Below are 24,210 nucleotides of genomic sequence, written 5' to 3'. Positions count from 1 at the left end.
GGCGGTGCCGGCCGACCAAGGCGACGGGAACGTTGAGCCGTCAGGCGTCGTCGACGGCCTCGACGGTCTCGTCGTCCCCCTCCCGGAACGGGAACGTCACGCCCGTCGCCTCGACCGAGTACTCCCAGAGCCGGCGGGCGTCCGCGCGGTCGTAGGAGGCGTCGTTCGACCGTCCGACCGTCGGGTGGCCGCGCATGTTCATGAACCCGCCCGGCTCGACGTACGCGCCCCCGTCGGCGTCGGCGGTCGCAGCGTACAGCATCGGCTCCGCTCCGACCGCGGCGTCCTGACCGAGCACCGCGTTCGCGAGCCGCATCCCGACCTTCAACAGGGGATTCCCGCTTTCGCGGGCGGTGCGCAGCTGGAGGTTCGTGTCGGTGTATCCCGGGTGGCAGGCGACGCTCCGAACGCCGAGGTCCCCGGCCGCGTCGATCCGGCGCTGGAGCTCGTAGGCGAAGAGCAGGTTCGCGAGCTTGCTCCGGCCGTACGCCTTCCACTTCCCGTACGACTTCTCCCAGTTGAGGTCGTCGAAGTCCATCTCGCCCTGCTCGTGGGCTCCCGACGACTGCGTCACGACGCGGGCGGTTCCGTCGACCCCGTCGGCCGCGAGGAGGAGGTCGAACAGCCGGCCGGTCAGCGCGAAGTGGCCGAGGTGGTTGACGCCGAACTGCGTCTCGAAGCCGTCCTCGGTCTCGCTCCGCGGGATCGCCATCACGCCGGCGTTGTTACAGAGCACGTCGACCGCGTCGTAGTCGGCGGCGAGCCCCTCGGCGAACGACCGGACCGAGTCGAGCGACGCCAGGTCGCACTCGCGGACGTCGAGATCGGAGTCGGCCGACGACGACTCCCGAACTTCGGCGGCCGCCCGTTCCCCGCGGTCGACGCTCCGGCACGCCATCACGACGGTCGCGCCCTTCCGGGCGAACGCGCGCGTCCCCTCGAGGCCGAGGCCGCTGTTGGCTCCGGTCACGACCACCGTCGTTCCCTCGAGGTCGGGCATGTCCGCGGGAGTCCAGTCGGTCATGGGCGATCGACGGGAGCCACGGAAAGAAAGCTGTCGGCGGGAGGAGAGAGTCAGACTTCCTCGAAGTCCTGAATGGTCACGACGACGGCGTCCTTCGCGGGGACGTCGCGGACGCTGTAGCCGGTCGGATGGTGGGTCGGCTCGTCGTACGGGTACTCCTCCGGCTGTGGTACGTCGTAGTTCTCTGTTCCCGAGTGGTCGCGCAGGAACTTGCGCGTGATCATCGGCTCGACGAACGCCAGTCGCGACGTTTCGGCGTCGGCGACGAACCCCTGGATGAGAGTGTTATCGAAGGCCTCCGGATCCCCCGGTTCCCCCGGTGCGTCCGGGAGCTCGGGCGCGTCCGCAGGGGCCGTGTGCTCGCCCATATCCGTGATGTATCGCTGATCGGCGACCGGCTCGGGCGACCGCGCGTATCCCTCGGGAAGCTGATCGGAATCGAAGTTCGTTTCCGTAACCTCTCCGTCGGGGTCCGGTTCCGGGCTTTCGGGCTCGTAATCCTCGCCAGTGTCGTACGGCGGGAGTCCCGGCCCCTCGATGGAATCGACCGTCGCCGGGTCGAGCATATGGAAGTGGACGTCGAAGTGCGGCTTGAGCCACGCACCCGCCCCGCCGTAGTGGCCACCCGGATTCCAGTTGAGTCCGAGGAACGTGAACGGCGTTTCCTCGGCGTCCGGGAACGGGACGAAGAACTGTAGGGACTGCTTGAAATGGACCTTTGTCGCCTGCCCACCGGCGCGGTACTTGTCGGTCTCGTCCCGGTTGTCGGCCGTTTCGAGATCGTCGGCGCTCGGCAACCCCTCGAGCGCCGACCGATCGAACTCGACGCCGTGGTACTTCGGGTTCCCCGACGGCGTCTCCGTCGTGAAGGTGCGCACCTCGCCGTCGCCGAGATCGACGCTGTCTCCGTACTCGGTGATCCCGTCCGGCGGAAATCCCTTTCCGCCGCCGTTGCCGTTTCCGCCGCCCTTCCCTCCGGAAGCATTCCCCGAATTTCCCGGTTGTCCCGCGACGACGCCCGACCCGCCGACGAGGGCGGTTCCGGCGACCGTGGCGCGAACGAAGCTCCGCCGTCCGGTGGTTCGCTGACGATCCGACTCGTCGCTCGTGTGGTCCTCGTTCATGGATCCCCCCGTTGTCGGCCCGGTTACGACAGTGTAACCAGTTACCGTACAACACACGTCGACTTTCCGAAACTATATGAACGTATTGGATGAAAACACTGTTATCCGGAGTGAAACGACCGAACTCAACGGAGTTCGGTGAGTTTCGGCGGATCTCGTCGATCTCGACCGTCGGATGTCCCGTCCCGCCGTTCACACTCAGTCCGTCGATGCCGGCGGCACGGCCGGTGTGCGGGATCGTTCGTTAAAGACTTATGATGGTTCCCGACGTATCATCGGTCGACAATGACGAAGGAGATCCTGATGATCGTCGGCGACTTCGGCGAGGACTACGAGATAATGGTCCCGTTCCAGACGCTCCAAGCGGTGGGCCACCGGGTCGACGCGGTCTGTCCGGACAAGGAGGCCGGCGACCGGGTCAAGACGGCGATCCACGACTTCCGCGGGGACCAGACGTACCTCGAGGAGCGCGGCCACGACTTCGAGTTGACCGCGACGATGGACGAGGTCGATCCCGCCGACTACGACGCGCTCGTCGTTCCGGGCGGGCGCGCGCCGGAGTACCTCCGGACCCACGAGGAGGTGCTCGACGCGGTGAGACACTTCTTCGAGGCGGACAAGCCGGTGGCGGCGCTGTGTCACGGCCCGCAGATCCTCGCGGCCGCGGGCGTCCTCGACGGCTACGAGATGACCGCCTACCCCGCGGTGCGTCCCGAGGTCGAGGCCGCGGGCTGCTCGTGGGTCGACGGCGTCGTCCGCGACGGCAACCTCGTCACCGGGCAGGCGTGGCCGGACCACCCCGAGTGGCTCGCCGAGTTCATGGACCTCCTCGGCGACGAGATCTCCCACGGCGACCCCGCGGTGGCCGCGGACGACTGACGATTTAAGCCCCCGCGGTACCGATACCCAATAACCATGAGTTCCACCCGCGCCGACGGCAAGACCCTGTTCGTCGTCCGAAACGAGCCGAACCCCGACCGGGAGTACCACTGCGACGCGCTGGCGTCGTGGTTCCCGGAGGCGACCGAGATCGACTTCGTCGCTGGCGAGCGCGTCCCGGTCGAGGAGGCCGCCGGCGTCGTCTTCACCGGGAGCACCGCGGGCGTCTACGAGGCCGAGGACCGCCCGTGGATCGCCGAGGAGGAGGAGCTCGTCCGCGAACTCGTCGACCGCGGGATCCCGACGCTCGGCGTCTGTTTCGGCCACCAGGTCGTGAACTCGGCGCTCGGCGGGACCGTCGAGCAGGTCGGGACGACCCACGCGCTCGTCGAGGCGGAACTCGACGACGACCCGCTCTTCGACGGAGTGGCCCCGGTCGTCGTCGCCCTCCACGGCGACGCGGTCACCGAACTCGGCGACGGATTAGAGGCCATCGCCTCGGCCGATCACGCCCGGATATTCGGCACCCGCCACCGGAGTGCGCCGCTGTGGACCGTCCAGTTCCATCCGGAGATAGAGGCCGACCACCGCGAGGCGATCCGGGAGGGGGGCGACTGGGACGAACGCGAGTTCTCCTTCGCGAACGTCACGCCGGGGCGCGTCTTCGAGAACTTCGAGCGGCTGGTGGCCGGCGCGGACGAACGCGACGAGATCGCCGGCGCGATCGAGACGCCGGAGTGAGGACACCGCGAACGCGCCCGTGAGCCCGCCACGGCGGTTCGATCGGCGTTCTGCTTCCCTGTCACTCGTTGACAAAATACTTTATGACACTTCTCCAGAAACGCGTACCGGAGGTTCCGTCATGGATGACCGGAGCCGGATTCCACGGCTGTCAGCCCGTCGGATCGTGGCCATCTACCTCGCCTTCGGCATGCTGTGGATACTGCTGTCGGACCAGCTCGTCGCCGTCGTCGCCGACCCCGACCCGGTCTCCACGGTCATCCAATCGGTCAAAGGTGCCGCGTTCGTTCTCGTCTCCGGAACGCTGGTCTACGTGCTCTTGCGGTACCGTGAACGACAGTTAGTCGAAACCCGAAACGAGATGGAAGCCAGGTCACAGGAGAGCCAGGTGTTACAGCGGGTTCTGAGACACAACATCCGCAACGACTTGAACATCATCTCCGGGAACCTCGAGCTGGCGAGCGAGTCGATCACGGATACGGAGGCCAAGAAATGCTTGCGTACGGCCGAAGAAACCGCGAACGACCTGCTCGTGATGAGTGAGAAGGTGCGGGCGCTCGACGGGCTCCAGCTGGACGAGACGGTTCCCGAACCGGTGGACGTGATCCCCCTCGTCGAGGGCGCGATCGAGCAGGTCGCGAGTCCCGTTTCGATCGAGACGGACGTTCCCGATCGGTGCGTTGCCATGGCCGGTCCCTCCCTGAGATACGCCTGTAGCGAGGTGTTGGAGAACTCGGTTGAACACTACGATGATCCCCTGGAGACGCTGGAGATAACCGTCTCGATCGACGAAACGGCGGATCGCGTCCGCATCGAGATACGAGACAACGGCTCCGGTATTCCCGAGACCGAACTCGAGGCCCTGGAGCGCGGGCGGGAAACGCCGCTGGCACACGGGAGCGGGATCGGCCTCTGGCTGGTCAAGTGGGTCTGTGACCAGTATCGCGGGGAGACGTCGTTCGACACCGAGCCGGGCGTCGGTTCGACCGTCACGCTCACGCTTCGACGACCCGACTCGACGTAGCCCACGGATCGACCCATCCACAGGCGACCGTCCCGCCCGCGGCGGGGTCGGCACGAGACGGCTACGACAGGAACCGGTCGCTGACGTCCTCGTCGGGGATCATACACTGGTCCTTCCGTCCGAACCAGTCGTACCGGTTGTCCGCCACGAACTCGTACAGCCGGTCGCGGATCGGCCGCGGGATCGCTCGCCCGACCCCCGCGATCCGGTAGGGCCAGCCGAGGATCTCCGCGATCCGGATCGCGGCCCCCGACTTGGTGTAGGTCCTCTCGCCCTCCACGAGGACGAACGAGTCGAACTCCTCGGTGGGGAAGTCGTGGCGCTCCAACAGCGCCTGGCCGGCGTCCGACTGGAGCGCGGCGTACTTGAGGCGGCCCTCGGGATCGCGCGGGATCAGGAACTGGATGACTCCGTTACAGAGGTTACAGACCCCGTCGAACAGGACGACGGGCGTCTCGGGTGGGTCGGCGGGTTCAGCGGGGACATCGGACTCGGCGGACTCCTCGGGGTTGGCGGGGTCGTCGGATTCGTCGGGTTCCGCGGCCATCTCAGTTCACCTCCCCCGACCGCTCGCTCCGCGAGGCGGTCACGTCCAGACCGGGACTGTAGTAGCGCACGGGCTCCGCCTCCGGCCGCCGGAACCCGTTGGCCCGGAGCAGCGTGTCCGTCTCGACGCTCGCCTCCGCGGGGTACAGCGTCCATGGGTCGTGGCGCACGTCGGTGTGCCGGACCGACCCGTCGGGGGCCTCGGTGTAGAAGCGGTAGCGCTCGACGAGGAACTCGGCGAGCGGGTCGTCGCCGGCCGCGAACGGCTCGCCGGTCGGCCAGTAGGTCGCCTCGTAGCGGGCGGGGCGGTCGCCGGGGTGTCGCCGGCGGCCGTCGAAGGCCACCCTGCCGTCCGCCCACTCCAGCGAGATCCGGGCGTAGTAGTACGGGAGGTGGTGGAACAGCCGCGCGCCGGCGACGCTCGCGAGCCCCTGCGCGTCGAGGCTGAAGAAGTAGACGCTCGGCACGCCGTCGCGGGTCACGTACGTCCGGACGTTCACCTCCGGGAGCCGCACGCCGAGCGAGCGCGGGACCCCCTTCGGGCGCACGTCGACGTTGGTGAAGGGGATCACGGAGAGCCACGCCGAGCCGTCGTGTTCGTCGGGCTCGAACCCCTCGGGGAGGTGCTCCGCCAGCCGGTCCGCGTCGACCGGCCAGCTCTCGAACAGCAGGTGTCGCCACCCCATCTCCAACGGGAGAACCATGGTCAAACTCGGCGGCGCGGAGGAAAATACCTTCTGGCCGCGGCGGACGGCGATCGTCCCCGCCTCCGCGACCACGACCTCGACCCCGCCTCACCGGGCGAACTTCCGCTCGAGGAACGTGACGAGGAGGTACGCCGCGAGCCGCTCGGTCCCCTCGGTGGCGTCGTATCGCGGCGCGACCTCCATCAGGTCGACGGCCCCGACCGCGTCGTGCGCGCCGAGCACCTCCATCGTCTCCAAGGCCTGCCCCGAGGTCAGCCCGCCCGGACACGGCGTTCCGGTTCCGGGCGCGACGCTCGGGTCGACGGCGTCGACATCGAACGTGACGTACACCGCGTCGGTGCCTTCCGCGGCGGCCTCGACCGCGTCGGCGACGACGGGACCGATCCCGCGCTCGTCGACGTCGTTCATCGTGAACAGGTTCAGCCCGGTCTCGTCGGCGAACTCGAAGAAGTCGGGCGACTCGTAGCCGCGGATCCCGACCTGGCTGACCGAGTCGTACTCGACGCCGGGCAACTCGGCGATCCGTGCGGTGCTCGACCCGTGGAAGTCGGTGCCGAAGACGGGGCTCTCCGAGACCGTGTCGGTGTGGGCGTCGATCTGGACGAAGCCCACGCTGTCGTGGCCGGATCCCTCGAGGAAGCCGCGGAACGCGGGGAACGTACAGTAGTGGTCGCCGCCGAGCATGACCGGGAACGCCCGCGCGGCGAGCGTCGCGGCGTGCGCGGTGACGCTCTCGGCGGTGGTCTCGTGGTCCATCGGGAAGACGGGAGCGTCGCCCACGTCCGCGACGGAGAACTCGTCGAAGTCGACCTGGTCGCCGGTCCGCATGTTCGTCAGCGCGCCCTTGTACTCGGAGAGGTACGCCCACCACGCGCTGGCCTCGCGGATCGCGCCCGGTCCGTACCGCGCGCCCGGCCGGTTGGAGACCGCGCCGTCGTACGGGACGCCGAAGACCGCGACGTCGACGTCGTCGAGGTCGTCGACCGCCCGCGGCTCCCCCTTGAGGAACGTGTCGAGCCCGGCGTACGCCATCTCGACGTCCGCACCCGGCGTCGACTCCCGGAAGTCGGCGGCCCGGTTCGTCGGGTCGGTCACGCTCGTCGGACCTCCCCGGCGTCGTCGCTCGTCTCCTTGCCGTCGTCGGTTCTCGCGTCGCTGCGGGCGGGCTCGGTCGTGCGATATGCGTGGTGTGTCATGTGTCGGACCGCGAAGCGTGCGGCTCCCGTAGGCAGTCGCATCGTCCCCAATTAAACGTTCGCGCCGGCGCTCACTCGCTTCGAATCGCGACCGTCTCCCGGTCGAATCCCGACTCCTCGCCCCGCCAGCGCCACGACCCGACGAACGGGTGGCCGTCCAGCGCGCAGATGGCGTAGGAGTACCCGACCCACGTCGCCCGCGCGACGTCCATCCCGCTCGGCCGCGCCGGTCCCGCGGGATGCGAGTGGTAGAATCCCACGACCTCGTACCCGTCGCTCTCGAGCGACTCGACGACCGCGACCGCCTCCTCGGGGTCGATCCGGTAGCGGGTCTCCGGCGTCTCCGCGGCGTTCTCGGTCGGGCGGATCTCGGTGACGAGGCTCCGGTCGCGGGCGTCGTTCGCGAAGTCGCCGTCGCCCCCGCCGCCGGCGTCCTCGTCGAGGCGCTCGCCGGCCAGCACGCCGCAGACCTCCGCGTCGCCGCCGCGGACCGCGTGGTCGACGACGGCGTCGTAGGCCGCCCGGGTGAACTCGATCACGGTCGGGATCACGACGGACCGGGGGATAAACCTCTCCCCGCCGCGTTCGGCCCGAGCGGCCCGGGATCGACCGGATCTCCACTTTCACCTCGCTGCCGGTTCGTTTTTATCCCCATCGGCGAAAGGTACGGGCACCGAATGACGTCCTTCCAGTCGAGCCTCGGCGAGGACGAGGGGATCGCGGAGGAGCTGGCCGAGAGCCAGCGCGAGATCTCCATCGCCGAGTTCTTCGAGAAGAACAAACACATGCTCGGGTTCGACTCGGGCGCTCGCGGGCTCGTCACCGCCGTCAAGGAGGCGGTCGACAACGCCCTCGACGCGACCGAGGAGGCCGGGATCCTCCCCGACATCTACGTCGAGATCACGGAGGTCGGCGACTACTACCGACTCGTGATCGAGGACAACGGACCGGGGATCACGAAAGAGCAACTCCCGAAAGTGTTCGGGAAGCTACTGTACGGTTCGAGGTTCCACAAGCGAGAGCAGAACCGCGGTCAACAGGGGATCGGCATCTCCGCGGCCGTGCTGTACTCCCAGCTCACGTCCGGCCAGCCCGCGAGGATCACGTCGCGGCCGAAGGGGCAGTCGGAGGCGCAGTACTTCGAGCTGATCATCGACACCGACACCAACGAACCGGAGATCAGCGTCGACGAGACGACCTCCTGGGACCGCCCGCACGGCACGCGGATCGAGCTGGAGATGGAGGCGAACATGCGGGCGCGCTCGCAGCTCCACGACTACGTGAAACACACCGCGGTCGTCAACCCACACGCCCGGATCGAGCTGCGGGAGCCGGGGCTCGACGAGCCCTGGAAGTTCGAGCGCGCGACCGACGAGCTGCCGGCCGAGACGAAGGAGATCCGGCCGCACCCGCACGGCGTCGAGCTCGGCGCGCTCATCAAGATGCTGGAGGCGACGGAGTCGTACTCGATCTCCGGGTTCCTCCAGGAGGAGTTCACGCGCGTCGGCAAGAAGACCGCCGACTCGGTCGTCGACGCGTTCCGCGACCGCCACTACGGCCGGGAGCTGGCCTGGTCGCCGCCCTCGTCCCGGTCGACGGTGACGGGCGCGACGAACGACGACGTCGCGGACGCGATCGAGGCGGCGGTCGCGAACAAGGGCGCGGCCGCGACGAGCGCGTTCGCGGAGGGGGTCGCGGAGACGGTGGCCGAAAACGACCGCCTCTCCCGCTCGGAACTCGAGGCGATCGTCGGCAACGTCGCGGACGCGGTCGAGGACGACACCGGCCGGACGTTCGGCTCGACGGTGCGCGAGAACGCGACGACGGCGGCGTGGCGGGTGATCGCCGGCGTCGGCGACGCCGACGACGCGGACCCGGCGGACGCCGACTCGGCCGGCTCGGCGGAGGCGACCGACGACCCCGACTCGGCGGACGCGAGCGCCGACGGCGACTCCCCGATCGCCGCCGACCTGTACGCGCTCGTCGACGAGGCCACCTCGACGCGGAAGGACGACGCGGCGATCCGGGCGATGGCGGAGGCGCTCGCCTTCCGGGTCGCGGACCTCGAGGGGGACGCGTTCCGGATCGCCCGCGACGACCTCGAGCGGCTCGTCGCGGACGCGGCGAACTTCGTCGCCGAACAGCACGACGCGACGTTCGGCGAGACCGCCCGCGAGAACGTCGTCGAGGCGGTCTGGTCGCGGGCGCGGACCGTCCCGGACGACCCGCCGAAGGTGCGGGAGGTGGCGGGGGACCGCGACGCCGCGGCCGACCTCCTCGAGGCGATGCGGGGCACCGACATCCTCGCGCCGCCGACGGACTGTCTCGCGCCGATCACGGCCGAACTGGTGGAGGCCGGGCTCCGCAAGGAGTACGACGCCGACTTCTACGCGGCGGCCACCCGCGACGCGGAGGTCCACGGCGGCGACCCCTTCATCGTCGAGGCCGGGATCGCCTACGGCGGGGAGATCCCCGCGGACGGCTCCGTCGAGCTCCTGCGGTTCGCGAACCGCGTCCCGCTCGTCTACCAGCGCGGGGCGTGCGCGACCACCGACGTGATCCGCACCATCGGCTGGCGCAACTACGGGCTCGACCAGCCCGGCGGCTCGGGGATGCCCAACGGCCCGGCGGTGATATCGATCCACGTCGCGTCGACGAACGTCCCGTTCACGAGCGAGTCGAAGGACGCGATCGCGAACGTCCCCGCGATCGAAGACGAGATCGAGCTCGCGGTCCGGGAGGCGGCCCGCGAGCTGAAGTCGTACCTCAACAGGCGGCGCTCGATGCAACAGCGCCGGGAGAAACAGGACGTGCTCGGCCGCATCCTCCCGGAGATGGCCGACAAGGTGTCGGAGGTGACCGGCCGCCCGCGACCCGACATCGACGGCGCGCTGGCGCGGATCATGAACAACGTCAGCGTCGAGCGCGAACGCGAGGACGGCACGGTCCGGCTCGTCGTCGAGAACCACTCGGACGTGAACGAGCAGTTGGAGATCACGGACATCGTCTCGGCCGAGCCGACCGACGTCTCGGAGGGAACGGTCGTGGACATGGACGGCGAGTGGTTCGTCCAGTGGAACCCCGAGGTGGCCTCGGGCGACGAGCGGGAACTGACATACAGCGTCGACGGCGACGCCGACTTCGAGATCAGCGTCGGCGGCGTCGAGACGGAGAAACTCACGGTGAACGAATGACGACGAACACGGACGCACGAGACCAGCTCATCGACCTGGCCGCCGACTTCTACGACCAGTTCGCCGCCGGGGAGATCCCGGAGATGGAGCTGCCGACCCGGACGAAGAGCAACATCGAGTACGACGAGGAGAGCGGGGTGTGGACCTACGGCGACCGCACGTCGGTCCGGAGCGCGAACTCCGTCAACGGCGCGCGGAAGCTGTTGAAGGCCGCCTACACCATCGAGTTCCTCGCCGAACAGCTCGACGAGGACCGCTCATCCACGCTGCGTGAGCTGTACTACCTCTCGGAGTCGTGGAACAACGACGAGGCGCAGTTCTCGAGCCAGGACGAGTCGAACGACCTCGTCGAGGACCTCGAGATCGTCACGGGGGCGACCCGCGAGGACTTCCACATGCGCCCGGAGGAGTCGGGCGCGAAGGTGATGGGCCCGCTGCGGCTCCGCGAGCAGACCAACCGCGGCGACCGCGACATCCACTGCCAGCTCGACGTGGGACAGGGCGGCTACCAGATCCCGAACAACCCCGACACCATCGAGTTCCTCGAGAACGACGCCGAGTTCGTCCTCTGCGTCGAGACCGGCGGGATGCGCGACCGGCTCGTCGAGAACGGCTTCGACGAGGCGTACGACGCGCTGATCGTCCACCTCGGCGGCCAGCCCGCCCGCGCGACCCGGCGGCTGACGAAGCGGTTCCACGACGAGCTCGACCTACCGGTGGTGGTGTTCACCGACGGCGACCCCTGGTCGTACCGGATCTACGGCTCCGTCGCGTACGGGTCGATCAAGTCCGCGCACCTCTCGAAGTACCTCGCGACGCCGGAGGCGCGGTTCATCGGGATCCAGCCGGCGGACATCGTCGAGTACGACCTCCCGTCTGATCCGCTCTCGGACTCCGACGTCAACGCCCTCGAGTCCGAGCTCGAGGACCCGCGGTTCCAGACGGACTACTGGGAAGAGCAGATCGAGCTCCAGCTCGAGGTCGGCAAGAAGTCCGAACAGCAGTCGCTCGCGAGCCGCGGGCTCGACTTCGTCACCGAGACGTACCTCCCCGAGCGGCTCGAGGAGATGGGCGTGGCGTAGGGGTCGAACGTAACCTTATAAGCCGCCGGGGCGGGAACGCCCGGTAATGTTAGCGGGGGTCAACGTCGCGCTCGGCGTCTCGGGCAGCATCGCGGCGGTGAAGGTGGTCGAACTCGCCCACGAGCTGCGGCGTCACGGCGCGAGCGTTCGCGCGGTGATGACGCCGGCGGCGACGGACATCGTCCACCCGTGGGCGGTCGACTTCGCCACCGACGAGCCCGTCGTCACCGAGATCACCGGCGACGTCGAGCACGTCGAGCTCTGCGGGCGCGACGGCTGGGCGGACGTGCTCCTCCTGGCCCCGGCGACCGCCAACACCGCCGGGAAGGTCGCGGCCGCCGTCGACGACACCCCCGTCACCACCTGTGCGACGACGGCGCTCGGCGCGGGCGTGCCCGTCGTGATGGCCCCGGCGATGCACGAGCCGATGTACGACCATCCGGGCGTGCTGGCGGCGCTCGACCGGCTCGAGGCGTGGGGCGTGACGTTCGCCGATCCCCGGATCGAGGAGGGGAAAGCCAAGATCGCCGCGGAGTCGACGGTCCTCACGGAGGTCGCCCGCGCGACGACGCCGGACGTCCTCTCGGGGAGACACGTCGTCGTCACGGCGGGCGCGACCAAGGAGCGGATCGACCCGATCCGGATCCTCACGAACCGGGCGTCCGGCAAGACGGGCCGGGCGGTCGCCCGCGCGTGTTACGTCCGCGGGGCGGACGTGACGCTCGTCCACGACGGCGGCGAGGTCCCCTACGCCGACGCCGTCCCGGTCGAGACCGCCGACGAGATGATCGCGGCCTGCCGGGAGGCGGCGACGACCGCGGACGCGCTGGTGTCGGCGGCGGCCATCTCCGATTTCACCGCCGACGCCGTCGACGAGAAGATCCGGTCCGGCTCCCCCCTCTCCGTCGACCTGCGGCCGACGCCGAAGCTGCTCGATTCCGTCCGGGAGGCGCACCCGGACCTTCCGCTCGTCGGCTTCAAGGCCGAGACCTCGGGCGACGACGACACGATGGTCGGAGAGGCGGAGCGCATCCGCGACCGCGTCGGGCTCGCGTTCGTCGTCGCCAACGACGCGAGCGTGATGGGCGAGGACCGTACCCGCGTCCTGCTCGTCGGCGCGGCGGGAACCGACCCCGAGCCGGTGTCGGGATCGAAGGACGCCGTTGCCGGCCGGATCGCGGACCGGCTGGCGGCGATCCTCGATGGCGACGAGTGAGTTCGGATCGGCGCGGCGGACGACGACCACACTCGGCCGCGACCGACGGCGGCGCGAGGGACCGCCGCCGGATCGCGGGACGGAACCCGGAGCGATCCGACCGGGATACAAACTGTTTTGGGGCGGTAGGGCCACGCCTCGGGTAGACATATCCATGTGTAGCCAGACGGCCATCCCCGACGCCACGGGAGGTGAATCCGGTGGCTGACGGCGGAGGTCCCGGTCCGACGGGCGGTTCCGTCGTCGTCCCCATCGAGTCGACGCCGACGCTGCGCGCGACGGTCACGCACCTCGTCGAGTCCGCGGCCGACGGCGAGTTCTCCGCGATCCACTTCGTCGTCTTCGCCACGTGGCGCGACGGCGACCCGGAGGCGGCGGACCGCGAGGCGAGCGTCGACCGGCTCCTCGAACGCGTCTCGACCTGGGCGGAGGCCGACCTCGCGGACGTCGACGAGGTCGACGTCGGGGACGTGGAGGTCGTCACCACCGTCGTCGGCGGCGACGAGTACCTCTTCGGCGCGGACGACTACGTCCGCGAGCTCGTCGCGTACGCCGACGACCACGGGATCGAACACGTCGTGTTGGACCCGGAGTACACGCCCGTGGGCAACACGACGCTGCTCCAGTCGCTCGAGTTCGCGCTCTCGCGGACCGACCTCGTCGTCCGCGAGGCACCGGTCGCTCGGCCGACCCGCCGCGAGCGGCTCCGCAAGGAGGCGACCGGGATCCGCTTCGCGGCGATATTCGGGCTGTCGCTCGCCTTCTACCTCGCGCTCGGCGACCCGTTCTACCCGTTCGACGTCGTGACCGGGGTCGCGAGCGCGACGGTCGTCGCGGTCACGCTCTCGCGGGTCAGCCTCGACGCCGACCCGTCGCTCACGCGGACGCCGGTGCGGCTGCTCCGCGGCGCGGTGTACGTCCCCGTCCTGCTCTTCGAGATACTCAAGTCCAACATCGTCGTCGCGCGGGTGATCCTCGACCCGCGGATGCCCATCGAGCCCTCGCTCAACCGGGTTCGCGTGATCGTCGGCAGCGGGCTCCCGGTGACGACGCTCGCGAACTCGATCACGCTGACGCCGGGGACGCTGACCGTCCGGGCGCGCGACGGGAACCTCTACGTCCACTCGCTCATCCCGTGGGCCCGCGACGGCCTCTTCGACGGCTCGCTCGAGCGCTGGACCCGCTTCGTCTTCTACGGCCGTGAGGCCGCCCGGCTGCCGACGCCCCGCGAGCGCGACGACGTCGGGATCTTCCAGGGGCCGGACGCGACCGAGGAGTACCCCGGCGCGCGGGCCGACGGCGGCTCGGAGCGGGAGGGCGCTCCCGTCGCGGACGGTTCGGTCGCCGACGCGGACGGTTCGGCCGCCGACACAAACTCGACCGGCGACGACTCCGACGGCGCGGACGCGACCGCCGACGGCGACGGGGAGGTGACGACGGAATGAGCGTCGTCGACGCGTCCCTCGCGGCCGGCTACACGGTCGAGGACTTCCTGCTCGTCGTGGCCGCCGGGTTCGTCGTCCTCGCGATCGGGATGCTCTACCGGGCGGTGAAGGGCCCGACGATGCAGGACCGCGTGCTCGCGGTCAACGTGCTCGGCACGAACACCGTGGTGATCCTCGCGATCCTCGGGGCCGCGCTCGGGGAGCCGACGTTCCTCGACATCGCGTTGGTGTACGCGCTGTTGAACTTCCTGATGGCGATCGCCATCTCGAAGTTCACCGTCGAGCGGGGTGGTGTCCTGTGATCGACGCCCTCGGACCCGTCAGGCTCGCGCTGATCGTCGTCTTCGGCCTCTGCGGGCTCTTCTTCACCTTCGTGTCGATGACGGGCGTGCTCCGGCTTCCCGACGTCTACTCGCGGGCGCACACCGCCTCGCAGGCGGACACGCTCGGCGCGGGCTTCACGCTCGCGGCGGTCGCGCTCGCGGCGGGCTGGGACGGCGCGGGCTTCAAGACCGTCCTCCTGCTGTTCTTCATCTTCGTGACGAACCCGACGGCGGCACACGCCATCGCGCGCGCCGCCTTCGAGGAGGGGATCGTGCCGTGGACCGAGGGGGACGAGCGCCGATGACGGGCGCGACCCCCCTCGTCGACGGGACCGCTCCCGTCGTCGCCGAGATCTCCGCGATCGAGGCGAGCCTCTTCGCCTTCGTCGTCCTCACGGCGCTGGCGACCGCGTTCGCGCGGGACGTGCTCGCCGCGGTCATCGTCTTCGGGGCGTACAGCCTCGGGATGGCCGCGCTGTACACCTTCTACCGCGCGCCGGATGTGGCGCTGACGGAGGCGGCGGTCTCGGCGGGCGTGACGACGGTGCTGCTGTTGTTGACGCTCGCGAAGACCACCCGGATCGACCACGAGGCCGCCTTCGAGTCCGTGAACTACCCGGCGGCCGGCGCGGTCGGCCTGCTGTTCGCCGGGCTCGCGGTCACGATGGTCGACGTTCCCGCCGTCGGGTCGCCGGACGCGCCGGTGTGGAGCAACCCCGACGTGAGCCAGTGGTACCTCGCCGAGACGTACGCGCGGACCGGCGTCGAGAACACCGTGATGGCGGTGTTGGCCGCGTTCCGCGGGTTCGACACCTTCGGCGAGGCGGTCGTCGTCTTCGCGGCCGGGATCGCGGCGCTCATCGTCCTCCGACGGGAGGTGTTCGCATGAGCGGCACGACCGACGGCGACGCGAGCGACCGCGACGACGACGCCGGGGGCGGCGACGCGGGGACGGCCGACGGCGACGACGGGTCCGCCCGCGCGAGCGCGGGCCGGCTCGACTCGGAGTCGCGGCAGGGGCCGCCGTACACGGAGAGTCAGGTGATCATGTCCACGGTGAAGGTGGTCGCCCCGTTCGCGTTCACCTACGGGCTGTTCGTCACCTTCCACGGCGGCGGCTCGCCCGGCGGCGGCTTCCAGGGCGGCGCGATCGCGGCGGCGGTCGTGTTCATGATCGCCTTCGCGTTCGGCATCGAGTCCACCCGGCAGTGGCTCGCCAACACGGTCGTCGTCGCGCTCGCGGTCGGCGGGACGCTCGTGTTCGCCGGGCTCGGGCTGGTGCCCGTCGCCCGCGGCGGCGCGTTCCTCCAGTACGATCTCCTCCCGCTGCCGTACCTCGATCCCGTGAAGTACGGGATGGAGGCCGTGGAGATCGTCGGCATCGCGCCCATCGTGAGCGGCGTGCTCGTCGGGCTGTTCTTCGTGCTCGCACGGGGGTTCAACGGCGAGGGCTCCGGACCGCCGATCGGCGAGCGCGGCTACCTCGGATCGACTGGCGACGCCGCGGCGGCGACTCCCGATGAGACCGAAGGATCCGACGAGACGGACGAGAGCGACGAGAGCGACCCCGACGCCGGATCGGCCGGCCGGCCGGCGACTGACGGGGGTGCGCGATGACGGCGGCGTCGACCGTGATCGCCGCACAGTCGGCGCTCGACGTACTCGGGACGCGGCACGCGTACGTGGTGTTCGCGTTGCTGTTGTGTATCGGACTCTACATGATGATCGCCAACCCCAACCTCGTGAAGAAAGTGATCGGACTCAACCTGTTCCAGACGGCCATCTTCCTGCTTTTCATCGCCTCGGCGTACGTCGACGGCGGGGCGATCCCCATCGTCCCGTCGGGCGGCGGGGGCGGACCGTACGTCAGCCCGCTCCCGCACGTGCTCGTGCTCACGGCCATCGTCGTCGGCGTGAGCCTCACGGCGGTGGCGCTCGCGCTGTGTATTCGGATCTACGACGAGTACGGGACGCTCCGGGTCGACACGCTCCGCGAACTCCTGCGCGAGGAGGGGTCGCTGCCCGCGAGACCGGACCTCCCCGGTTCGGAGCCGGGGAGCGACGGGGGTGACGGCGATGACTGACGTGTTGTTGCCGCTCTCGATCGCGGTCCCCATCGTGGCGGCGACGCTGCCGCTCGCGCTCGGGCTGTGGTACGACGAGGTCGGCTGGCCGGTCGCGGCGGTCACGACGCTCGGGCTGGTCGGGTCGGCGGCGGCGGTCGCGGTCGAGGTGTACACCGGCGGCCCGTTCGACCACGAGCTGGGCGGCTTCGCGCCGCCGATCGGGATCGAGCTCGTCGCCGACGAACTGTCGGCGGCGGTGTTCCTCCTCGTCGCGCTCGTTTCCGCGGCCACGCTCGTCCTCTCGCGGGTCATCGGACCGCGCGGGAACGCCTTCTACAGCGCGTATCTCCTGCTTTCCGGCGGGCTGGTCGGCGTCTCGCTCACGGGCGACCTGTTCAACCTGTTCGTCTTCCTCGAGATCGTCGGGCTGACCACGTACGCGCTCATCGCGGCCGACCGGTCGGGCGCGAGCGCGTACGCCTCGCTGAAGTACCTCGTCGTGGGGACCGTCGGCGCGTCGCTGTACCTCGTCGGCGTCGGCTACGTCTTCCTCGCGACGGGGACGCTGAACATGGCCGACGTGAGCGTCCAGATCGTCGAGCGGGCGAGCTACACCGACCCGCTCGTACAGGCGGGATTCGCCTTCATCGCGGCCGGCTTCGCGTTGAAGATCGCGCTGTTCCCGGTCCACACCTGGCAGCCGGACGCCTACCAGCGCGCGCCGGACGCCGTGACGACGCTCGTCGCCGCCCTGGTGTCGACCGCGAGCGCCTACGCGCTGATCCGCGTGACCTACTCCGTGTTCACCGTCGACTTCCTCGCGGCCAACGACGCCATCGTGACGGCGCTCCTCCTCGTCGCCGGCGTCTCGATCCTCGCGGGGTCGGCGCTCGCGGTCATGCAGTCGGACCTCAAGCGCATGTTCGCGTACTCGTCGGTCGCGCAGTTCGGGATGGTCGTCGCCGCCGTCGGGATCGCCGACGAGACGGCGCTTCTGGGTGGGATCGTCCACCTGGTCGGCCACGGCCTGTTGAAGTTCGGGCTCTTCTGCGGGCTCGCGCTGCTGGCCGCCGGCTACGGCGCGCGCCGCGTCGAGGACCTCGCGAGCCTCGCTCGCGACGCGCCGTTCGCGTCGGGCGCGCTCGCCGTGCTCGGCCTCGCGCTCGTCGGCGTTCCCCCGTCGATCGGGTTCCTCGGCAAGTGGTACATCGCGCTCGGCGCGGTCCGCTCCGCCGGCGCGACGGGCGGCGTCGTCGGGGTCGGGATCGCGGCCGTGATCCTCGCCAGCACGCTGTTCACGCTGGCGTACGTCGCTCGCGTGATAGAACGGCTCTACTTCGCTGGCGTCGACCGCGAGGACGCGGAACGCGGGAGTGCCGCCGGTCACGCCGGCACGACGAGCGGCGGACCGGACGGTGACGCCGGAACCGCGGTCGCCGACGGCGGCAGCGGCGACGCCGTCCCCGGGACGATCCCGACCGCGCCGCTCGCCGTCCTCGTCGCCGCCGCGCTCGTCGCGGTCGGACTCGGCTTCGCGGGGGCCGGGTTCGAGACGCTCCTCGACCCGTACCTCTCGGAGGTGTTCGCATGACAGAAGCCATCGTACAGGACCCACGTCCGCTGCTCGCCGTTCTCGTCTCGCTCGTCGCGGCCGCGCTCGTCGTCGCGTCGTACCGCTCGCCGAACGTCCGCGAGGGGTGGACGATCCTCGCGGCGGTGACGAAGTTCGGGATCGTCGCCTCGATGCTGCCGCGCGTGCTCGAGGGGACCGTCTTCGAGTGGACGATAGTCGAGATCCTCCCGGACATCGCGCTCGTGTTGCGCGCGGACGCGCTCGGGATGCTGTTCGCCTTCCTCGCGTCCGGCCTCTGGATCATCACCTCGTTTTACAGCATCGGCTACATGCGCGGGCTCGACGAGGCCAACCAGACCCGCTACTTCGCCGCGTTCGCCGTGTCGCTGTCGGCGACGATGGGGATCGCGTTCGCGGGCAACCTCGTGACGATCTTCGTCTTCTACGAGCTGTTGTCGATCGCGACGTACCCGCTCGTCGCCCACGACGAGACGCCGGAGGCACGCTCGGCCGGCCGGAAGTACCTCGCGTACACGATGTTCGGCGGCGGCGTGCTCGTCCTCGCCGGGACGGTCATGGTGTACTGGCTGACCGGGACCGTCGCGTTCACCGCCGGCGGCATCGAGGAGCTGGCGAGCGCCGACCCCGGGTTGGCGATGCTCGCATTCTTCCTCCTCGCGATCGGCTTCGGCGTGAAGGCCGGGATCATGCCGCTCCACCAGTGGCTCCCCGAGGCGATGGTCGCACCGACGCCCGTCTCCGGGCTGTTACACGCGGTTGCGGTCGTCAAGTCCGGCGCGTTCGGCGTCTCGCGGGTCGTCCTCGACGTGTTCGGGCCGGAGCTGGTCTTCGACCTCTCCTTACCCTTCGGCTTCACCGCCGGGCTCGTCCTCTCGACGATCGGCGCGATCACGCTGACCGCGGCCTCGCTCATCGCCCTCCGGAAGGACCACCTGAAACAGCGGCTCGCCTACTCGACGGTGAGCCAGCTGAGCTACATCGTGCTCGGGCTCGGCCTCTTCGGCTGGTACGGACTCGTGGGCGCGCTCCTCCACATCCCGGCGCACGCGTTCATGAAGCTCACCCTGTTCTTCTGTGCGGGGAACCTCCACGTCTCGACGCACACCGACTACATCTCGGAGATGGCGGGGATCGGAAAGCGGATGCCGCTGACGATGGGGGCGTTCACGATCGCCTCGCTCGGAATGGCCGGGATCCCGCTTCTGGCCGGGTTCGTGAGCAAGTACTACATGCTGATCGGCGGGATCCGGATGGGGGCCCAACTGACCCCGGTCGCCTACTACCTCGTCGGCGCGCTACTGCTCTCCGGCGTGCTCAACATCGCGTACTTCTGGCCGGTGATCTACACCGCCTTCTTCGAGGCCGAGGACGCTCACGACGCGAAGCCGCTCGTCGACTTCCCGATGGGCGGCGAGTCGCGGTCGACGCTGGCGGCGACGGACGGCGGCCGCGCAGGCGACGACGCGGCCACCGACGGGGGCCGCGCGGGTGACGACGAGAAGGAGGAGGCAACCGACGACGAGACAGCCGACGACGACGAGGACGTCGTCGACGAGATCGTCGAGAGCGCCGAGGGCGACGGAGAGGAGTCGGCGACCGTCGACGACGACCCCGGCGTTCCGGACGACGCCGAGGTCCCCGACGCCGAACTCGACGACCTGCCGACCGACGAGGAGGGCGTCGTCCGGCCGGAGTTCGACACGAGCGAGCGGGACTTCTCGGAGCCGGCCGAGCGGGTCGACACCGGCGACTACGCGGTCGACCAGCGACCCTCCGACGTCGACGTACCGTTCGGGGTCGGGCGCGGAGGGTCGGTCCCGGCGGAGGAAACGACGGCCGACGACGACGACGACGGCGACGCGGCCGACGGTGACGACCACGCGGTCGACGACGGCGATCACGCTGCCGTCGACCATGAGGCCGACCACGACCACCACGACCACCACGGCGGCCCGCCGCCGGGCGGCTGGGAGCACCTGCGCGGGCTCGACGCGCTCCGGGGGAGCGAGTCCACGTGGTTCACGCTCGCGCCGATCCTGACCGCGATGACCCTCGCCGTGCTGCTCGGCGTGATCCCCTACGAGATGGGCTTCCTGGAGCTGATCGAGCTCATCGTCGACACGCGGCTCCCCGAGGAGGTGGCTCGCCCATGACGGGCGCGACCGCGGCGCTGACCGCGATCCCGCCGTACCTCGTCGTCGCCGTCGCGTCGCTGCTCGTGCTCGCGCTGCCGCGCGCGCTCGGGCACGGCCTCGGCGCGCTGGCGACGGCGTTCGTCTTCGCGCAGGCGGTGTTGCTCGGCGACGGCGGGACGGGCGCGCACCTGGCGACGCGGTTTCTGGGCTTCGACGTGGTCTTCTTCAACGTCGACCCGTTCTCGCTTCTGATGGGCGTCGTCGTCGGCTTCCTCGCGACGGCGGCGGTGCTGTACGCGTACGGCAGCGACGCGCCGCGGTGGGTCACGTCGTTCGCGCTGCTCTACGTCGCCACCACCCTGGGGACCATCTACGCCGGCGACTGGCTCACCCTGATCTTCTTCTGGGAGCTGACGGCCGTCACCTCGACGCTTCTCGTCTGGCAACACGGCGGCGCGGCGGTGCGGGCCGGCTACCGCTACGCGCTCTTCCACGGCACGGGCGGGACGATCCTGCTCGCGGCCGTGGTCGTCCACTTCGCGAACGCTGGGACGTTCCTGTTCTCGGAAACGGCCGGGATCCACCCGGCGGCGACCGTGCTGGCCGCGATCGGGATCGGGATCAACTGCGGGTTCATCTTCCTCCACTCCTGGCTGCCGGACACCTACCCGCGGCCGCACGTCGCGGCGTCGGTGTTCCTCTCGGTGTTCACGACGAAGACCGCGGCGTACGTGATGTACCGCGCCTTCCCGGAGGGCGGAATGTGGCTCGCGTACCTCGGCGGCTTCATGGCGGTGTACGGGGCCTTCTTCGCGCTGCTCCAGTACGACCCGCGCCGCCTGCTGTCGTACCACATCCAGGCGCAGCTCGGCTACATGCTCGCCGGCTTCGGGCTCGCGACCGCGGTCGGCGAGTTCGCGGTGGTCGGCGGCTTCGCGCACCTCTTCAACAACGTCCTCTACAAGAGCCTGCTGTTCATGGCGGTCGGCGTCGTGATCTACCGGACCGGCGTGGAGGACATCCGCGAGATGGGCGGGCTCTGGCGGGTGATGCCGGTCACCTTCCTCGTCTACGTCGTCGGCGCGGCCTCCATTACGGCCGTCCCCGGCTTCAACGGCTTCATCTCGAAGGGGATGGTGCTCGACTCCGCCCACGAGGTCCACGAGTACGTGCTGCTGTTGGATAGCGGACTGCTCTGGTGGCTGCTCGTCCTCGGCGGCGTCGGGACGTTCATGTCGTTCATCAAGCTCGGCTACTACGTCTTCTTCCACGGGTCGGCGACGCTGTCGCCCGACGACGCCACCGCGTTCCAGACCGCGGGGATGGTGCTGGCCGCGGGCGCGTGCGTCTTCTTCGGCGTCTTCTACACCCAGCTGATCGAGCTGATGCCATTTACGGAGCTCATCCTCAGCGACGAGGTGTACTTCAAGCCGTACAGCACGAGCCACCTGACCGAGAGCGCCGCGCTCCTCGTCGCCGGCTTCGTCGGCTTCTTCGCGCTCAAGCGGCCGCTCGGCTGGCTCGCCCACCACATGCGCGACGTCGACGCGGTCCTGTTCCCGGCCGCCTTCTACGCCGGGCGCTGGTCGGTGTGGGGCGTCACGGAGTCGTGGGCGGCCGTCGACCGCGCGACGATGCGGGTCGTCGGGGGCGCGAAGTGGGTCGCGATGAACCCGCGGCGGCTGCTGGCGAACGCCGGCGTCGACGCCGAGATCCGGGCGGGGATCGGCCGGAGCGTGCTGCTGTTGACGCTCACGGCGGCCGTCGCGCTGTTCGCGCTACTCTTGGGGTGAACGGGTCGATGCCCGTCGCGCTCGACGCGCTCGTGTTGCCGGCGTTCGAGGAGCTCGATCCCCTGCCCGCCGCGGGCGAGACGGAGCCGTGGCACGACGCCTACGACCTGGCGGAGCGGGTCGACGTTCCGGGCGTCCCCGTCCCGCTGCGCCACGACGGGGCCGGCCTCGGGGTCGTCCCCACGGGGATCGGTAAGGCCGCGGCGGCGACGACGACCGCCGCGCTCTGTGCCGACGACGCCGTGGACCTCTCCGACGCCCTCGTCCTCTCGGTCGGGATCGCCGGCGCGCCGCCCGACCGCCCGATCGGGTCGGTCGTGATCGCCGACGAGATCGTCGACTGGGACGACAAGTGTCGGTTCGATCCGGGTGACGGCGACGGCGGAGCCGACGGGAACCCGGGAGACGTGCCGGTCGCGCCCGACCCCTACACGGAGGGCCAGGGCGTCGTCGACCTCGATCCCGACCGCGTCTCCGCCGCGGCCGACCTGGCGGCCGGCGTCGACCTCGAGAACGCCGGGGGAGGAGCGGACCCGACCGTGACCGTGGGAACCAACGTCTGTGCCGACGAGCTGTGGCACGGCCGGACCGTCGCCGAGCACGTCTCGCGGTTCCTCGACGCGCTCGACCGGGGGCCCTACCGCGCGACCGAGATGGAGGACGCCGGGACGGCCGCGGCGCTCCGGCGCTTCGGGCTCGCGGACCGCTACCTCAGCGTCCGGGGGATCTCGAACCACGACCGCCCGGACCCGGGCGAGTCCTCGCGCGAGTCGTTCGAGGGATCGCTCACCGAGGAGGGACTCGAGATCGGGCTCGAGAACGCGGTTCGGGTCGCCAGAGCGGTCGTCGACGACCGGCGGGCGTGAGGACGACGGGAGACGGAGGACGAGAGAAAGCGGCCGACCGACTCAGTACTCCTCGTACGCGAGGTTCATCAGCCACTGCGAGAACGCGTCGGACTGCGGGTCGATCTCCTCCTCGCCGATGAACGGCGAGAGCATGTCGCCGGCCATCAGCAGCGAGAAGTCCAGGTCGCGCGGAGCCGGCTCCAGGTAGTAGGTGTTGTGGCCGTCGTACACCGTGTTCTCGCGCTGGATCAGCCCGGACTCCTGTAACGCCTCCGCGATGCGGCTCCCCTTCCGCGAGGAGACGTCGAGCCGCTTCCAGAAGTCGCTCTGGTGGATCCCGCCGGTCTCGCGGATGAGCTCGAGGCCGGCGCGCTCGTCCGCCGACAGCTCGGACTCGAGTTCGGACACGCTCATACCCACACAGCCGCCGGCGAGTCGCTTAAAACTGGCTTTCCGTCCGGAAGTCCGCCGGAACCGCGACCGGTTCGGTCGGCGTCTCACAGGGCGGGCCGTCGGCGAACGCCACCGCCGGGTCGGAGCCGGTCCGGATCCGGGTGTGCGAGCGCGTCCCGTAGCCGTCGCCGTGGAGACACGCGCCGTAGGCGTGGTCGGCGAGGACGTCGCCCGCGCGGTCGAGCCAGGCGTCGCCCGTCTCGCCCGGTTCGGGGACCAGAACGCCCGCGATCCGGCGGACGCTCGACGCGCGCTCCTCGCCGAACTCCGCGCGCCGGTCGGGTATCGCGAACCGCGCCTCGCCGTTGACCACGCCGCCGACGTTGCCGACGACGTGGACACCGGGGTCGAGACGGGTGAGGTTCAGCCCGCCGTCGTACGAGAGCAGGAAGGCCGCGGCGTCGTCGGCGACGACGAGGTTGAACCCGTCGTACTCGCGGTCGGCGAGTTCCCGTTCGACCGCGCGCACGGCCGCCTCCGCGGACGGCTCGCGAAGGCAGTCCTCAACGAGCAGACCGCGAGAGCGGTCGCCCTCGCGGTCGCTCTCGAGCCACCGGTTCGTGACGGCGACGACCACGCCGGCGTCGTTCACGCCGATCCAGGTGCCGCCGGCCTCGGCGTCGCGCGGCGCGAGGAACCGTCGCTCGCCGCCGCGGACGGTCGGCGGCTCCGAGGCGCGCGCGAGCGACTCGTCGCGGTTGGCGGCCAGCGCGACCGGGGCCTCCGGGAAGACGCGCCAGGCGAGCGTGAGCGTACACACGGCTCCGAGTGAGGGCGGACGGACCAAAAAGTCGCCGCCGGGAGGACGGCCGGGCGGGTC

The 24,210-nt window shown here is 70.1% G+C and carries 24 protein-coding genes; 16 read left to right on the top strand and 8 right to left on the bottom strand.

Annotation, left to right across the window (positions count from 1 at the left end; all coding sequences use genetic code 11):
• Positions 1-40: 40 nt before the first annotated feature.
• Positions 41-1,024, bottom strand: a complete 984-nt coding sequence (locus AXA68_RS09740; RefSeq protein WP_066415945.1) for an oxidoreductase — start codon at positions 1,022-1,024, stop codon at positions 41-43.
• A 50-nt stretch (positions 1,025-1,074) separates the two neighbouring features.
• Complete coding sequence (locus tag AXA68_RS09735; RefSeq protein WP_066415942.1) at positions 1,075-2,148, bottom strand: hypothetical protein; 1,074 nt, start codon at positions 2,146-2,148, stop codon at positions 1,075-1,077.
• Between the two features lie 285 nt (positions 2,149-2,433).
• Between AXA68_RS09735 and AXA68_RS09730 the strand changes: the two genes are divergently transcribed.
• The 3 genes from AXA68_RS09730 (at position 2,434) to AXA68_RS09720 (ending at position 4,792) form a co-directional block, all read left to right on the top strand.
• Positions 2,434-3,027: a DJ-1/PfpI family protein gene (locus tag AXA68_RS09730; RefSeq protein ID WP_066415940.1), complete on the top strand. Its 594-nt coding sequence runs from the start codon at positions 2,434-2,436 to the stop codon at positions 3,025-3,027.
• Between the two features lie 36 nt (positions 3,028-3,063).
• Positions 3,064-3,768 carry a type 1 glutamine amidotransferase gene (locus AXA68_RS09725; protein WP_066415938.1) on the top strand — a complete coding sequence of 235 codons (705 nt, stop codon included), beginning with the start codon at positions 3,064-3,066 and terminating at the stop codon, positions 3,766-3,768.
• 121 nt (positions 3,769-3,889) lie between these two features.
• A complete protein-coding gene (locus AXA68_RS09720) occupies positions 3,890-4,792 on the top strand; it encodes a sensor histidine kinase (protein WP_080505222.1) in 903 nt (300 codons plus the stop codon).
• A 61-nt stretch (positions 4,793-4,853) separates the two neighbouring features.
• On the opposite strand, the gene AXA68_RS09715 is transcribed toward AXA68_RS09720, so the two are convergent.
• The 4 genes from AXA68_RS09715 to AXA68_RS09700 form a co-directional block, all read right to left on the bottom strand.
• Positions 4,854-5,339 (bottom strand): thiol-disulfide oxidoreductase DCC family protein, encoded by a 486-nt coding sequence (locus AXA68_RS09715; protein WP_066415933.1) that lies wholly within the window; start codon positions 5,337-5,339, stop codon positions 4,854-4,856.
• A gap of 1 nt (position 5,340) precedes the next feature.
• Positions 5,341-6,042: a YqjF family protein gene (locus AXA68_RS09710; protein ID WP_066415930.1), complete on the bottom strand. Its 702-nt coding sequence runs from the start codon at positions 6,040-6,042 to the stop codon at positions 5,341-5,343.
• A gap of 90 nt (positions 6,043-6,132) precedes the next feature.
• The gene (locus AXA68_RS09705) at positions 6,133-7,077 is read right to left on the bottom strand and encodes an agmatinase family protein (protein WP_066418513.1); all 945 of its coding nucleotides are present in this window, start codon (positions 7,075-7,077) and stop codon (positions 6,133-6,135) included.
• A gap of 235 nt (positions 7,078-7,312) precedes the next feature.
• Entirely contained in the window at positions 7,313-7,780 is a 468-nt protein-coding gene (locus tag AXA68_RS09700) for a desampylase (protein ID WP_066418512.1), read from the bottom strand.
• Positions 7,781-7,918: 138 nt separating this feature from the next.
• Here AXA68_RS09700 and AXA68_RS09695 point away from each other — a divergent pair, with 138 nt between their 5' ends.
• From AXA68_RS09695 to AXA68_RS09635, 13 genes are all read left to right on the top strand, one after another.
• Entirely contained in the window at positions 7,919-10,435 is a 2,517-nt protein-coding gene (locus AXA68_RS09695; protein WP_066415928.1) for a DNA topoisomerase VI subunit B, read from the top strand.
• Complete coding sequence (locus AXA68_RS09690; protein ID WP_066415921.1) at positions 10,432-11,517, top strand: DNA topoisomerase IV subunit A; 1,086 nt, start codon at positions 10,432-10,434, stop codon at positions 11,515-11,517. Before AXA68_RS09695 ends, AXA68_RS09690 begins: the two co-directional genes overlap by 4 nt.
• A 46-nt stretch (positions 11,518-11,563) precedes the next feature.
• Complete coding sequence (gene coaBC, locus AXA68_RS09685; protein WP_066415919.1) at positions 11,564-12,733, top strand: bifunctional phosphopantothenoylcysteine decarboxylase/phosphopantothenate--cysteine ligase CoaBC; 1,170 nt, start codon at positions 11,564-11,566, stop codon at positions 12,731-12,733.
• 200 nt (positions 12,734-12,933) lie between these two features.
• A complete protein-coding gene (locus tag AXA68_RS09680) occupies positions 12,934-14,178 on the top strand; it encodes a monovalent cation/H+ antiporter subunit E (RefSeq protein WP_232745097.1) in 1,245 nt (414 codons plus the stop codon).
• Complete coding sequence (locus AXA68_RS09675; protein ID WP_066415912.1) at positions 14,175-14,480, top strand: cation:proton antiporter; 306 nt, start codon at positions 14,175-14,177, stop codon at positions 14,478-14,480. The genes AXA68_RS09680 and AXA68_RS09675 overlap by 4 nt, the downstream gene beginning before the upstream one ends.
• Positions 14,480-14,806 carry a monovalent cation/H(+) antiporter subunit G gene (gene mnhG / locus AXA68_RS09670; protein WP_066418511.1) on the top strand — a complete coding sequence of 109 codons (327 nt, stop codon included), beginning with the start codon at positions 14,480-14,482 and terminating at the stop codon, positions 14,804-14,806. The genes AXA68_RS09675 and mnhG overlap by 1 nt, the downstream gene beginning before the upstream one ends.
• Positions 14,803-15,390, top strand: coding sequence for a DUF4040 domain-containing protein (locus AXA68_RS09665; RefSeq protein WP_066415909.1), 588 nt, complete (start codon positions 14,803-14,805; stop codon positions 15,388-15,390). The genes mnhG and AXA68_RS09665 overlap by 4 nt, the downstream gene beginning before the upstream one ends.
• Positions 15,387-16,118 carry an MnhB domain-containing protein gene (locus tag AXA68_RS09660; RefSeq protein ID WP_066415906.1) on the top strand — a complete coding sequence of 244 codons (732 nt, stop codon included), beginning with the start codon at positions 15,387-15,389 and terminating at the stop codon, positions 16,116-16,118. The genes AXA68_RS09665 and AXA68_RS09660 overlap by 4 nt, the downstream gene beginning before the upstream one ends.
• Complete coding sequence (locus AXA68_RS09655) at positions 16,115-16,585, top strand: cation:proton antiporter subunit C (protein WP_066415903.1); 471 nt, start codon at positions 16,115-16,117, stop codon at positions 16,583-16,585. The genes AXA68_RS09660 and AXA68_RS09655 overlap by 4 nt, the downstream gene beginning before the upstream one ends.
• On the top strand, positions 16,578-18,158 hold the full coding sequence (locus AXA68_RS09650; protein ID WP_066415901.1) for a proton-conducting transporter transmembrane domain-containing protein: 1,581 nt from the start codon (positions 16,578-16,580) through the stop codon (positions 18,156-18,158). Before AXA68_RS09655 ends, AXA68_RS09650 begins: the two co-directional genes overlap by 8 nt.
• Entirely contained in the window at positions 18,155-20,314 is a 2,160-nt protein-coding gene (locus AXA68_RS09645; protein WP_066415898.1) for a cation:proton antiporter, read from the top strand. Before AXA68_RS09650 ends, AXA68_RS09645 begins: the two co-directional genes overlap by 4 nt.
• The gene (locus AXA68_RS09640) at positions 20,311-22,089 is read left to right on the top strand and encodes a Na(+)/H(+) antiporter subunit D (RefSeq protein ID WP_066415896.1); all 1,779 of its coding nucleotides are present in this window, start codon (positions 20,311-20,313) and stop codon (positions 22,087-22,089) included. Before AXA68_RS09645 ends, AXA68_RS09640 begins: the two co-directional genes overlap by 4 nt.
• 8 nt (positions 22,090-22,097) lie before the next feature.
• Entirely contained in the window at positions 22,098-22,955 is an 858-nt protein-coding gene (locus AXA68_RS09635) for a phosphorylase family protein (protein WP_066415889.1), read from the top strand.
• A 42-nt stretch (positions 22,956-22,997) separates the two neighbouring features.
• Here AXA68_RS09635 and AXA68_RS09630 read toward each other — a convergent pair whose 3' ends face one another.
• Positions 22,998-23,351, bottom strand: coding sequence for a helix-turn-helix transcriptional regulator (locus AXA68_RS09630; RefSeq protein ID WP_066415886.1), 354 nt, complete (start codon positions 23,349-23,351; stop codon positions 22,998-23,000).
• Between the two features lie 25 nt (positions 23,352-23,376).
• Positions 23,377-24,150, bottom strand: coding sequence for an NRDE family protein (locus AXA68_RS09625; protein WP_066415883.1), 774 nt, complete (start codon positions 24,148-24,150; stop codon positions 23,377-23,379).
• Between the last annotated feature and the right edge of the window lie 60 nt (positions 24,151-24,210).

The organism is Halorubrum aethiopicum (assembly GCF_001542905.1).
Taxonomy (GTDB): Archaea; Halobacteriota; Halobacteria; order Halobacteriales; family Haloferacaceae; genus Halorubrum; species Halorubrum aethiopicum.
The sequence above is the reverse complement of the archived record's forward strand: the minus strand, read 5'-3'. Positions and strand labels throughout refer to the sequence as shown.